13 protein-coding genes are annotated in these 12,310 nt (G+C 66.3%); 12 read left to right on the top strand and 1 reads right to left on the bottom strand.

All coding sequences use genetic code 11. From position 1 onward, the window contains the following. Positions 1-84 precede the first annotated feature (84 nt). The 6 genes from thiL to OCUBac02_RS15985 all read left to right on the top strand — a co-directional run bounded on the left by thiL (position 85) and on the right by OCUBac02_RS15985 (position 7,183). The gene (gene thiL, locus OCUBac02_RS16010) at positions 85-1,080 is read left to right on the top strand and encodes a thiamine-phosphate kinase (protein WP_173046978.1); all 996 of its coding nucleotides are present in this window, start codon (positions 85-87) and stop codon (positions 1,078-1,080) included. Between the two features lie 36 nt (positions 1,081-1,116). After that, on the top strand, positions 1,117-2,319 hold the full coding sequence (locus tag OCUBac02_RS16005) for an MFS transporter (RefSeq protein ID WP_173046976.1): 1,203 nt from the start codon (positions 1,117-1,119) through the stop codon (positions 2,317-2,319). Positions 2,320-2,351: 32 nt separating this feature from the next. Beyond that, positions 2,352-3,152 carry a (S)-ureidoglycine aminohydrolase gene (allE, locus tag OCUBac02_RS16000; protein WP_173046974.1) on the top strand — a complete coding sequence of 267 codons (801 nt, stop codon included), beginning with the start codon at positions 2,352-2,354 and terminating at the stop codon, positions 3,150-3,152. A gap of 212 nt (positions 3,153-3,364) precedes the next feature. Next, the gene (locus tag OCUBac02_RS15995) at positions 3,365-5,521 is read left to right on the top strand and encodes a sodium-translocating pyrophosphatase (RefSeq protein WP_047573022.1); all 2,157 of its coding nucleotides are present in this window, start codon (positions 3,365-3,367) and stop codon (positions 5,519-5,521) included. A gap of 184 nt (positions 5,522-5,705) precedes the next feature. Further along, positions 5,706-6,071: a hypothetical protein gene (locus OCUBac02_RS15990; RefSeq protein WP_173046972.1), complete on the top strand. Its 366-nt coding sequence runs from the start codon at positions 5,706-5,708 to the stop codon at positions 6,069-6,071. A gap of 185 nt (positions 6,072-6,256) precedes the next feature. Beyond that, positions 6,257-7,183, top strand: a complete 927-nt coding sequence (locus tag OCUBac02_RS15985) for a DMT family transporter (RefSeq protein ID WP_173046970.1) — start codon at positions 6,257-6,259, stop codon at positions 7,181-7,183. A gap of 79 nt (positions 7,184-7,262) precedes the next feature. Here OCUBac02_RS15985 and OCUBac02_RS15980 read toward each other — a convergent pair whose 3' ends face one another. Continuing rightward, positions 7,263-7,757: an outer membrane protein assembly factor BamE gene (locus OCUBac02_RS15980; RefSeq protein WP_082009496.1), complete on the bottom strand. Its 495-nt coding sequence runs from the start codon at positions 7,755-7,757 to the stop codon at positions 7,263-7,265. A gap of 136 nt (positions 7,758-7,893) precedes the next feature. On the opposite strand from OCUBac02_RS15980, the gene OCUBac02_RS15975 reads away from it, so the two are divergent. From OCUBac02_RS15975 to OCUBac02_RS15950, 6 genes are all read left to right on the top strand, one after another. Then, positions 7,894-8,439, top strand: a complete 546-nt coding sequence (locus tag OCUBac02_RS15975) for a ubiquinol-cytochrome C chaperone family protein (RefSeq protein ID WP_244638956.1) — start codon at positions 7,894-7,896, stop codon at positions 8,437-8,439. Continuing rightward, complete coding sequence (locus OCUBac02_RS15970) at positions 8,429-8,986, top strand: YceD family protein (RefSeq protein WP_173046966.1); 558 nt, start codon at positions 8,429-8,431, stop codon at positions 8,984-8,986. The genes OCUBac02_RS15975 and OCUBac02_RS15970 overlap by 11 nt, the downstream gene beginning before the upstream one ends. A 114-nt stretch (positions 8,987-9,100) precedes the next feature. Beyond that, positions 9,101-10,159: a phosphate acyltransferase PlsX gene (gene plsX / locus OCUBac02_RS15965; protein WP_047573009.1), complete on the top strand. Its 1,059-nt coding sequence runs from the start codon at positions 9,101-9,103 to the stop codon at positions 10,157-10,159. Positions 10,160-10,171: 12 nt separating this feature from the next. Next, positions 10,172-11,149 (top strand): beta-ketoacyl-ACP synthase III, encoded by a 978-nt coding sequence (locus tag OCUBac02_RS15960; protein ID WP_280528820.1) that lies wholly within the window; start codon positions 10,172-10,174, stop codon positions 11,147-11,149. Positions 11,150-11,338: 189 nt separating this feature from the next. Next, the gene (locus OCUBac02_RS15955; RefSeq protein WP_047573001.1) at positions 11,339-11,653 is read left to right on the top strand and encodes an integration host factor subunit alpha; all 315 of its coding nucleotides are present in this window, start codon (positions 11,339-11,341) and stop codon (positions 11,651-11,653) included. Continuing rightward, positions 11,650-12,177 (top strand): MerR family transcriptional regulator, encoded by a 528-nt coding sequence (locus OCUBac02_RS15950; RefSeq protein ID WP_047572998.1) that lies wholly within the window; start codon positions 11,650-11,652, stop codon positions 12,175-12,177. Before OCUBac02_RS15955 ends, OCUBac02_RS15950 begins: the two co-directional genes overlap by 4 nt. Positions 12,178-12,310 lie beyond the last annotated feature (133 nt).

Here is a 12,310-nt window from a genome sequence, read left to right as displayed (position 1 = left end):
GAGGTTCAGGCATGGATCCCGGATCGGCGCGGCTGCGCCGCTTGTCCGGGATGACCTTGGAATAGTTGCGGAGCTTGCTGACCCATGGCCGATAACCAGCGCCCCGGCGAATTCGAACTGATCGCCCGCTATTTCGCGCCGATCGCCGGGCCGGGCGGGCTTGCTCTACTGGACGATGCCGGCCTGCTGCGACCTGGCCGCGGCTATGAGGTCGTGGTCACGGCCGACGCGCTCGTCGCCGGCGTCCACTTCTTCCCCGACGATCCGCCGGATGCGATCGGCTGGAAGGCGCTGGCCGTCAATCTCTCCGATCTCGCTGCCAAGGGTGCCAAGCCCGAAGGTTTCGTGCTGACGCTCGCCTTGCCGCACGGCTGGACCGAAACCTGGCTTGCCGGTTTCGCTGCCGGTCTCGCTCGCATGACGGAAGCCGCCGGCTGCCCGCTGATCGGCGGCGACACCGTCTCGACCGCGGGGCCGCTCACGCTCTCGATCACCGCTTTCGGCACGGTCCCGGCCGGGCGCATGGTTAAACGGTCCGGCGCGAAGTCGGGCGATATCGTGCTCGTCTCCGGCAGCATCGGCGACGGCGCGCTCGGCCTCAAGGTCCATGGACCCCACAAGCCCGACTGGGTCGCTGCGCTCGGCGCCGAGGACCGCGCCTTCCTCGCCGACCGCTATCTCCATCCGCAGCCGCGCCATGCGCTGGCCGACGCGCTGCAGCGCCATGCCTCGGCGGCGATGGACGTGTCCGACGGCCTCGTCGGCGACCTCGCCAAGCTCGTGAAGGCCTCTGGCGTCGGTGCCGAGATCGATCTCGACGCGGTTCCGCTTTCGGGCGCGGCCCGCGCCGCGCTCATGGCCGCTCCTGCGTTGGCGGAACTGGCCTGCACCGGCGGAGACGACTACGAAATTCTCTGCACGGCCTCGGAAAAGGAATATCCTGCTCTGGTCGCGGCGGCGGAGGGATCGATGCTTCTGCTGACGCCGATCGGGCGGATCTCGGACGAGGCCGGCGCGGTGACATATCGCGGGAAGGGTGGGGCGCAGAGCTTCGCGCAGGGCTCCTTCTCTCATTTCTGACAGCGGCGCATCACGGCGACCGCAAGGCGCCTTGTGATGAATCAGCATTTCTCCGCTCTCGACGGCGACAGGCTCGCCAAGCGCAATGCGCTGGTGCTGGCCGGCGCGCAGGCGCTCGGCGGCGCCAACCCGGCGATCATCGTCTCGCTCGGCGGCATTGTCGGCACCCAACTCGTCGCGGACCAGGCCTTCGCCACCGTGCCGGTCAGCCTGCTACAGCTCGGCATCGCATCGGGCGTGATTCCGGCCGCGATGGTCATGCGACGGCTCGGGCGCCGCAACGGCTACCTGATCGGCGCGCTCGTCGGCGCGGCCGGCGCGAGCATTGCGGCAGGCGGCGTCTCGTTGCGCCTGTTCTGGCTGTTCTGCCTGGGTACCTTCGTCTGCGGGCTCTACGGCTCCTTCGTCCAGAGCTACCGCTTCGCCGCCGCCGATACCGCGACCGACGCCTTCCGGCCGCGCGCGATTTCATGGGTGATGATCGGTGGCCTCGCCGCCGGCGTCATCGGCCCGCAATCCGTTTACTGGACGCGCGACCTGACGCCGGCCGCCCCCTTTGCCGCGAGCTTCATCGCGCAGGGTGCGCTCGCGCTGATCGCGATCCTGATCGTCTCGCGCCTGCGCGCGCCGCCGGTCGCGGCCGTCCGCTCGGGCGGCGGGCGCCCGCTCGGCCAGATCATGCGCCAACCCAAGTTCATCGCCTCGGTCACGGCCTCGCTCGTCGCCTATGGCCTGATGAGCTTCGTCATGACGGCGGCGCCGATGGCGATGGTCGCCTGCGGCCACTCGGTCGGCGATGCCACGCTTGGCATCCAGTGGCATGTGCTGGCGATGTTCGGGCCGAGCTTCTTCACCGGCCGGCTGATCGCCCGCTTCGGCAAGGGGACGGTCACCGCGGTCGGCCTCGGCCTGACGGCGCTGGCCGCCGTGGTCGGCCTGACCGGCCTCAGCGTCGGCCATTTCTGGCTGGCCCTGATCCTGCTGGGTGTCGGCTGGAATTTCGGCTTCATCGGCGCGACCGCGCTGGTGACGGACTGCTATCGCCCGGAAGAGCGGGTTAAGGTGCAAGCGGCCAACGACTTCCTCGTCTTCGGCTCGGTCGCCATCGCCTCGTTCTCGTCGGGCGGCCTGCTCAGCCATGGCGGCTGGAATGCCGTGAACTGGCTGGTCTTCCCGCCGGTCGCCATTGCCCTCATGCTGGTGGCATGGCAGCGCTTCCAGCGCCCGGCCACGGCCTGAGCCGCCGCTAGAGTCCAGATCGGAGCAGAACCATGAATAACCGCGCCTTCCCGCACGCGACCGGCCAGGTTCCGCCCGGCGCCATCGGGCATAATCGCGGTGTGATCAAATCCAATTACGCCTTCATGCCGCCGGAGGGCGTGCTGGTCAGCCGCCTGCCGCAATACCGGGACACGATCGTGCGTGTCCTCACGGGACCGGTCATGGGCGCGGCCTTCGCCCAATATGTCCTCGAGATCGCGCCCGGCGGCGGCACGCCGGCCGCCTTCAGCGAGGACGGTATCCAGCATTTCTTCTACGTTCTTGCGGGCGAGGCGCGAATCGCCGTCGCTGGCGACGCGGCGCAGGCACTCAGCGTTGGCGGCTTCGCCTATCTGCCGCCGGCCACTTCCTTCACCCTGCGCAACGAATCGGCTGAGCCCATCCGCGTGCTGGCCCTCCGCAAGCGCTACGAAGCCGCCCACGGGCTCGCCGTGCCGGAGCCGATCGTCTCGCATCAGGACGCCGTGCCGATCACGAATCACACCGGCATGGAAGGGCGCGGCTTCCAGTTCCTGCTGCCCTATGGCGATATGCGCTTCGATTTCGAGATGAACCTGATGTGGTTCAAGCCGGGCGTCTGCTTCCCGGCGGTCGAGACCCATGTGATGGAGCACGGGCTCTACATGCTGGAAGGGCAGGGGCTCTACCTGCTCGGCGCCGACTGGCACGAGATCTGGGCGCGGGATTTCATCTGGATGGGTGGTTTTTGCCCGCAGCAGTTCTATCCGACCGGCTACGGCGACGCCTGCTACCTGCTCTACAAGAACGTCAACCGCGACCTCGCTCTTTGACGATGCACCGGTTCCCCTGACATCCGACGAGATTTGTAAGCCGGGGCGTTTGCGCTCCTCGCGGAAACTTGCCACAAATTCGCCTGACACTGGCGACGCGGAGCGGGCCTTCAGTCTTTAGGGCCCGTTTTTTCGCTGCCTGACGTCCAACGCTGCAAAAAGAGGAGCGAGCACGCTCCCGGCGACTGCAAGCTCTAGGGTCAGGAAATCGAATGTCAGCTCTGCTTCTCATCATCATATTGAGTGCGCTTTCCATAGCCTACGGCGTCTGGGCCTATGGCGATGTGATGAAGCGCGATGCCGGCAACCAGCGCATGCAGGAGATTTCCGGTGCGGTCGCCGAAGGCGCGCAGGCCTATCTCAAGCGCCAGTACATCACCATTTCCATGGTCGGCGTCGTGCTCTTCGTCGCGCTCGCCTGGCTGCTCGGCAAATGGGTGGCGATCGGCTTCCTGATCGGCGCGGTGCTCTCGGGCGTCGCCGGCTTCATCGGCATGAACGTCTCGGTGCGCGCCAATGTCCGCACGGCCCAGGCCGCGATGCAGTCGCTGGGCGAGGGCCTCGATGTCGCCTTCAAGGCGGGCGCCGTCACCGGCATGCTCGTCGCCGGCCTCGCGTTGCTCGGCGTCGCCGTCTATTACGGCATCCTGACCTCCTTCCTCGGCTTCGAGGCCTCCAGCCGTACCGTGATCGATTCGCTGGTGGCGCTCGGCTTCGGCGCTTCGCTGATCTCGATCTTCGCTCGTCTCGGCGGCGGCATCTTCACCAAGGGTGCTGACGTCGGCGCCGACCTCGTCGGCAAGGTCGAGGCCGGCATTCCCGAAGACGATCCGCGCAATCCGGCGACCATCGCCGACAACGTGGGCGACAATGTCGGCGACTGCGCCGGCATGGCCGCCGACCTGTTCGAGACCTATGCGGTGACGCTGGTCGCGACCATGGTGCTCGCCGCGATCTTCTTCGCTGGCCAGCCGGCGCTCGGCACGATGATGCTCTATCCGATGGCGATCGGCGCGGCCTGCATCGTCACCTCGATCATCGGCACCTTCTTCGTGAAGCTCGGCGCCAACCAGTCGATCATGGGCGCGCTCTACAAGGGCTTCATCGCCGCAGGCGTCCTCTCGGTCGGCGCCATCGCTGCCGTGAACTACGCCATGTTCGGAGGTTTCTCCGCCGCCTTCAAGACGGCGCAGGGCGTCAGCTTCACCTCGGGCGGGCTCTTCGCTTGCGCGCTCGTCGGCCTCGCGGTGACGCTGCTCATCGTCATCATCACCGAGTACTACACCGGCACCGGCAAGCGCCCGGTGGTTTCGATCGCCCAGGCCTCGGTGACCGGCCACGGCACCAACGTCATCCAGGGCCTCGCGGTCTCTCTGGAGTCGACGGCGCTGCCGACCATCGTCATCATCGCCGGCATCATCGCCTCCTACAGCCTCGCGGGCCTCTTCGGCATCGCCATCGCCACCACCGCCATGCTGGCGCTGGCCGGCGTGGTCGTGGCGCTCGATGCCTTCGGCCCGGTCACGGACAATGCCGGCGGCATCGCAGAGATGGCGGGCCTGCCCAAGGAGGTCCGCCACTCCACCGACGCGCTCGACGCGGTCGGCAACACCACCAAGGCGGTCACCAAGGGCTATGCCATCGGCTCGGCCGGCCTCGGTGCGTTGGTGCTCTTCGCCGCCTATACCTCGGACCTGAACTTCTTCATCTCCGAGGCCAACAAGGCAGGCTCGACGGCCTTCCAGTACTTCAAGGGCGTGACGGTCGATTTCTCGCTGTCCAACCCCTATGTCGTCGTCGGCCTCCTGCTCGGCGGCCTGATCCCCTTCCTCTTCGGCGGCATGGGCATGACGGCGGTCGGGCGTGCGGCGGGCTCGGTGGTCGAGGAGGTGCGCCGGCAGTTCCGCGAGAAGCCCGGCATCATGGAAGGCAAGGACCGGCCTGATTACGGCCGCGCCGTCGACATGCTGACCCGCGCCGCGATCAAGGAAATGGTCGTTCCTTCGCTCCTGCCGGTGCTGGCGCCGATCGTGACCTATTTCGTGATCTACTGGATCGCCGGCAAGAACAACGCCTTCGCGGCCGTCGGCGCCATGCTGATGGGCGTGATCGTCACCGGCATCTTCGTCGCGATCTCGATGACCTCGGGCGGCGGCGCCTGGGACAACGCCAAGAAGAGCTTCGAGGACGGCTTCGTCGACAAGGACGGCGTGCGCCATCTGAAGGGCTCCGAAGCCCACAAGGCCTCGGTGACCGGCGACACCGTCGGCGACCCCTACAAGGACACGGCGGGACCCGCCGTGAACCCGGCGATCAAGATCACCAACATCATCGCGCTGCTGCTTCTGGCGATCCTGGCGCATTCCTGAGATGACGTAGCACGAAGTAGAAGTAATGAGACGGCCGGTCAAATGACGGGCCGTCTTTTTTGAGGAAGAGGCGTGAGTTTTGTGAATTTGACTGTTTGGGTGCCTCTCTTGGTCGCAGGTTTAGGTGTTTTCGGCGTTATAGTAGGCGCCGTAACCGCACGAATTCTTGCTCCGTCCCAAAAGAATGCCGAATTTATATATCAGAAAAAGCAAGATATATATATTTCTTGTTCGTAAAAATATTGGAGAGTATGGAATATATGGGAGGAATTTGTTTAGAGGTGAGGACAACAAAGAAAATTATAAGAAGATGATTGAGCTTAGAGCGGGTCTGACGTCTGCAAAAGCGGCGATCTGCATCTATGGCTCCAGTTCCGTCGTAAAGGCCTTGGCCGAGTTTGAACTCGCCGGCTCCGAGATCAAAACACCTGCGCAGGAGAGAGCGTTCATGGCGGTTTTGACAGCGATGCGAGCCGATGTCGGTTTATCGCCGGAAGGGGAGGCATTGACGGCAATTCTTCTCGGTGGGGCGCCGGCCACGAAGGAATAGAGAAGTGGCTCCTCGTTGGTGGTCATCTGGAAAATGATCTCATTGGATCAAAGTCTTATGATGAGGCTCTGATTCAAGTTCGCAAGTCCTTGAATCAAGCTGCGAAGCTACGGCCTGGTCCGTAGCGTTCCCGCATGCGCCGGCGCCGCCCGGCTGGCATGGTCCCGCCACATCCAGGAGGAACCATGTCCACCCGAACGCTCGACCGATCCGCCGCCGCGCCGAACCGTGCCGTTGAACTCGCTCTGCTGCTCGTACTCGCTGGGCTCTGGGGCGGCTCCTACACCTTCATCAAGCTCGGCGTGGAGACGATCCCGCCGCTGACCCTGATCGCGGCCCGGACGCTGATCGCGGGCCTCGTCCTGCTCGCCGTCATCCGCTGGCGTGGCCTGCGCCTGCCGCGCGATCCGGCGACATGGCGCCTGTTCGTCGTCCAGGCTTGCCTGAACAGCGTCGTGCCCTTCACCCTGATCGCCTGGGCCGAGCGCAGCGTCGATGCGGGCTTGGCGACGATCCTGAGCTCGACCAGCCCCATCTTCGTCGTCCTGCTCATCTGCCTCTCGGCCAAGGCCGAGCGCCTGCCGGCCTTGCGCCTCGCCGGCATCGCGGCCGGGCTCGCCGGCACCGTCCTCATCGTCGGCATGCAGGCGATGGCCGGCTTCGGCGAGCAGCTCTGGGCACAGCTCGCGCTGGTCGCGGCCAGTATCTGCTATGGCGGCGCGGCCTTGTTCGGCCGCAGCTTCAAGGGGCTCGATCCGATCATGCCGGCAGCCGGCTCGCTGCTCTGCGGCGCGCTCGTCCTGCTGCCGCTCAGCCTCGTGCTGGACCGGCCCTGGACGCTGTCGCCCTCGGTGCAGTCGATCCAGGCGCTGATCGCGCTCTCGCTCGTCTCCACCGCCCTGGCTTTCGTGATCTATTTCCGACTGATCGCGCGGCTGGGCGCGGTCGCGACGACGTCGGTCGCCTATCTGCGAGTGCCGACGGGCGTGCTGATCGGCATGATCTTCCTGGGCGAGGCGCTGGCACCGACCGCCTGGGCCGGGCTTGGCCTCGTGATCCTCGGCGTCATGGCGATGACGCTGCCGCTGCGCAGTCGCGCGCCGGCAGGCTGATCGCGCCGATCCTGCCCAACAAAGAAGCCCGCGGCGCGCGCCGCGGGCTTTTCTTTTCGATCGCGCGAATGCGCTCCGCTTACGAGCCCAGCGGGTTGAACTTGGTGACGCCCTTGAACAGGTTGCGCAGGAAGCTCTGCTCCTCGCCACCCGTGGGCGTGGTGCGGCTGATGAAGTCGAAGATCACGCCGTCCTGCAGGCCGTAATGGGCGATGCGCTCGACCTTGAAGGCCTTGTTGAAATAGATCACCAGCACCTGCTGGTCGATGGTCTGCGGGTCCTGGAACTGGAACCGGCGGCGCATCGTCTGGCTGATATAGTAGAAGGTGCGGTTGCCGACCGTCGAGGTGGTCGAGGGCGTGCCGAGCGTCGTCAGCACCGTCTGCACGTCCATGCCGACCTTGATCTGCGCGATCAGCGCTTCGTCCATCACGAAGCCGCGCTTGAACTCCTCGTTGATGCCGGCGGAGGTCGGCAATACGAAGCCGCCCGCGTCGGGGCCGCAGCCTGCCAGCACAAGGGAGGTGGTCGCGAGGGCTCCGAGCAGAGCCGTGCGGCGGGTGATCTGCGTCATGCGGGCACGATCCGAAAGGCGAGCACGGCCGGGACGATCCAAGCCGCTTGTCAAAAGGGTAAGGGTTGGCGTAACGCCCGAGGATGGCTTTGGCAAGGCGAGGACGCCCCGGGCAAGAGCGGGCGGGAGCGAACAGGTGATTTTCGGGTTGTTCGGCAAGCGCGCCAATCGGCGCTCCCCTGTGGACACGCTGTTCGCGCGGGTCGCCGAGTCGTCGCGTCTGCCGGCTCTCTATATCGGGGGCGGCATTCCCGATACGTTCGAAGGTCGGTTCGAATCGCTGACCCTGCATGTTTTCCTGGTGCTGCGCCGCCTGCGCGAGCTGCCGCCCCCGGCTGGCGATCTGGCGCAGGAGTTCATCGATGCCTGTTTCGCCTATCTCGAACTCGGCTTCCGCAATGGCGGCATCAGCGATATCGCCGTGCCCAAGAAGATGAAGAAGATCGGCCAGATGTTCTATGGCCGCGTGCAGGCTTACGAGGCCGCGCTGACGGCGGCCGTGCCGGAGGCGCTGGCCGAGGCGCTGGGCCGCAATGCCTGCGCGCTCGAGGCTGCGCCGGCGCTCGCAGCCTATATGCGGGCGGCGCAGCAGGCGCTCGCCACCGCCGATCTCGACGGCATCATGAACCGGGAAGAGCTTTTCCCGGCCTTCTCGATCCCGGAGGCTGCCCATGGCGCATGATCACCTGCCGGCTGGGCCGCTCAGGCATCCGATCCGCGTCGAGGCGATCCGCCCGCGCGGCAGCGAGGTCGTGGTCCGGGCCGAGGCGGAGCAGTTGCCCGCCATCGCCGCGCTGCTCGGCCTCGTCTCCGTCGAAGCGCTGGAGGGGCGCTACACGCTTTCGCGCAATGGCGAGCGCGTGAAGCTCGACGGTCGCATCGCCGCGCGCCTGCACCAGGCCTGCGTCGTGACGCTCGATCCGTTCCCGGTCCAGCTCGACGTGCCCGTGCAGCTCGACTTCGCACCCGAGGAGGAGGTTGCAGCCTTCGCACGCCGCAACGAGCGGGACGATGCCGAGATCGATATCGAGGTGCTGCTGAATGAAGAGGATCCGCCGGAGCCGATCGTCGACGGCGTGATCGATCTCGGCTCCATCACGCTGGAGTTCCTGGCGCTGGCGCTCGACCCCTATCCGCGCAAGCCCGGCGCCAGCTTCGAGTCGTCGGCGGGTGACACCGGGACGGAATCGCCCTTCGCGGCGCTTGCAAAGTTGAAACGCGGTGACTGAACCGCTCTGCTGCCCTTGCGCTGCTTGCGGCCTTGGCCCAAGTCGCTATTGTCCGGCCGGCACTGAGCCGTCCCGGATCGAAGGTCGGCCAATTCCGGGACACGCCAGAATTCCATGACAAGACCGGTTACAATCGCGCTCGATGCGATGGGCGGGGATCACGGCCCTTCCGTCGTCATTCCAGGCGCCGCCATGATGCTCGAGCGCCGCCCGGATTGCCGCTTCGTCATCTTCGGCGACGAGAAGCAGGTGCTGCCGCTGATCGACCAGCATCCGAAGCTCAAGGCCGTCACGACCTTCCATCACACCGAGGTCTCGGTGAAGATGGACGACAAGCCGAGCCAGGCCTTGCGCTACGGCCGCTACAAGTCCTCGATGTGGCGCGCGATCGACGCGACCAAGACCGGGGAGGCCGATGTCACCGTCTCCGCCGGCAATACCGGCGCGCTGATGGCGATGTCGAAATTCTGCCTGAAGTCGATGCCGCAGGTCGACAGGCCGGCGCTCGCCGGCCTGTGGCCGACGGCGCGCGGCGAGAGCATCGTGCTCGATCTCGGCGCCACCATCGGCGCGGATGCGCGCCATCTCGTCGATCTCGCGGTGATGGGCGCGGCCATGGCCCGCGTCGTGCTCGATCTGGATCGGCCGACCGTCGGCCTGCTCAATGTCGGCGTCGAGGAGATCAAGGGCGTCGAGGCGGTCAAGGAAGCCGGGCGCATCCTGCGCGAGAGCAACCTGCCGCATCTCGCCTATCACGGCTTCGTCGAGGGCGACGATCTCGGCAAGGGCACGGTCGACGTCGTCGTCACCGAGGGCTTCACCGGCAATATCGCGCTCAAGACCGCCGAAGGCACCGCCAAGCAGATCGCCGAATACCTGCGCGCCGCGATGGGCCGTTCGCTGATGTCGAAGATCGGCTACGTTTTCGCCCGCGGCGCCTTTGCGGCGTTGAAGGACAAGCTCGATCCGCGCAAGTCGAATGGCGGCGTCTTCCTCGGCCTGGAGGGCATCGTCGTCAAGAGCCATGGCGGCACGGATGCGATCGGCTTCGCCAGCGCCGCCGAACTGGGTTATGAAATGGCACGCGAGGACCTGATGGCGAAGGTCCGCGAGATGGTCGCCGCGAGCACGCGCCCGGAGCTGACGGCCGCGCAGCCCGCCGAGACCGAGTAAGGAACAACCTCCTTGTCCATCCTGCGCTCTCAAGTCGTCGGCTGCGGCTCCTATCTGCCCGCGCGCATCGTCACCAACGCCGAACTCGCCGCGCGTGTCGATACCAGCGACGAGTGGATCGTCCAGCGCACCGGCATCCGCCAGCGCCATGTCGCCGCCGATGACGAGCCGACCTCCATCGTCGGCCTCAAGGCGGCGCAGGCTGCGATCGCGGACGCCGGCATCGACCCCTCCGAGATCGACCTGATCATCGTCGCGACCGCGACGCCGGATCATACCTTTCCGGCGACCGCGACGCAGATCCAGGCGGCGCTCGGCATCACCGGCGGCGCCGCCTTCGACGTGCAGGCGGTCTGCTCCGGCTTCGTCTTCGCGCTAGCGACGGCCGACAAGTTCCTGACCACGGGCGGCGCCCGCGCGGCCCTCGTGATCGGCGCCGAGACCTTCTCGCGCATCCTCGACTGGGAGGACCGCGCCACCTGCGTGCTGTTCGGCGACGGCGCCGGTGCCGTGGTTCTGAAGGCGGTGCCGGGCGAGGGCACGCTGGCCGATCGCGGCATCCTCACCACCCATATCCGCTCGGACGGCCGCTACAAGGACAAGCTCTATGTCGACGGCGGCGCCGGCTCGACCAAGACGGTCGGCTTCCTGCGCATGGAGGGCAAGGAGGTCTTCCGCCACGCCGTCACCAATCTCGCCGAGACGGTGCGCCATACCTTCGAGCAGACGGGCCTCACCGGCGCCGATATCGACTGGTTCGTGCCGCACCAGGCCAACCGCCGCATCATCGATGCCACCGCCGACAAGCTCGGCATCAGCCACGACCATGTCGTGATCACGGTCGACCGTCACGGCAACACGTCGGCGGCCTCGATTCCGCTCGCTCTCGCGGAGGCTCATGCCGATGGTCGCATCAAGCGCGGCCAGCTCGTCCTGGTCGAGGCGATGGGCGGCGGCTTCACCTGGGGATCGGCCTTGATCCGCTGGTGACGTTGCGGCAATAAACTCTCGAAAATTGTCATGAAACATCGCTGTTTCGGGTCGAATCCGGCCTGAGCGGGCATATTGCCCCCGCTTGAGGATTGACCCGCGCGACGGGGGCGCCTAGCGTCCGCCGTCCGTGATGGCGAAGGGCCGGTGGTTTTCCGCTGCGCCTGCTAGACGCCTTGGAGGATATGAATGGCGGGGCAAACGGTCACTCGCGCGGACCTGTGCGAGGCTGTCTACCAGAAGATCGGCTTGTCGCGGACGGAGTCGTCGAAGCTCGTCGAGGCGGTGCTCGACGAAATCTGCGATGCGGTCGCGCGCGGCGAGAACGTGAAGCTCTCCTCGTTCGGTTCTTTCGTCGTACGAGACAAGGGCGAGCGAATCGGGCGTAATCCCAAGACTGGCGTTGAGGTGCCCATCGAGCCGCGTCGCGTGATGGTGTTCAAACCCTCGAACGTGATGAAGGCCCGCATCAACGGGCAGACGGGTGAGGGTGAGACTGAGTGAGCCTGGAGTTCCACGCCGGCGAGACCGAGGCCGAATTGGACACCAAGAGCCCAGATGCCTTCCGGACCATCAGCGAGGTCGCCGAAGACCTCGACATACCCCAGCACGTGCTGCGTTTCTGGGAAACCCGCTTCAACCAGATCAAGCCGCTGAAGCGCGGCGGCGGACGCCGCTACTACCGGCCTGACGACGTTGCCCTGCTCAAGGGCATCAGGCGCCTGCTCTATGGCGAAGGCTATACGATCAAGGGCCTTCAGCGCATCTTGAAGGAGCAGGGGCCGCGCCATGTCCAGGCGATCGGCCGCGGCGCGCCGATCGGAGCTGCGCCGCCCGCGGAACCACGCGAGGCGCCCGTTGCATCGGAGGGCTTCGCCGAGGTTGGGGCCGAGCGGGCGGCGCCCTATCGGCAGCCCGTCCCCGAAGGGCTCGACGACGTCTCCATCCTGACGGCGGTGATGAAGGAGCTCGGCGAGTGCCGGCGCATCCTCGAGCAGGCCCTGCAGCCGGCGCCTGACGCGGCCTGATCCGGGACTTGCGGCCACGCCTGCGACGTTTGCGCCGATGCAGGCGCGACGCCGATTGATCGTTCCGCTCCCGACCATAGCTTCAGAGCCCGGGACGACATGTCCTGTCTGCGGCGCGGATGGCCGTGCCCTG

It is taken from the genome of Bosea sp. ANAM02 (assembly GCF_011764485.1).
In the GTDB taxonomy this organism is placed as follows: Bacteria; Pseudomonadota; Alphaproteobacteria; order Rhizobiales; family Beijerinckiaceae; genus Allobosea.
The sequence above is the reverse complement of the archived record's forward strand: the minus strand, read 5'-3'. Positions and strand labels throughout refer to the sequence as shown.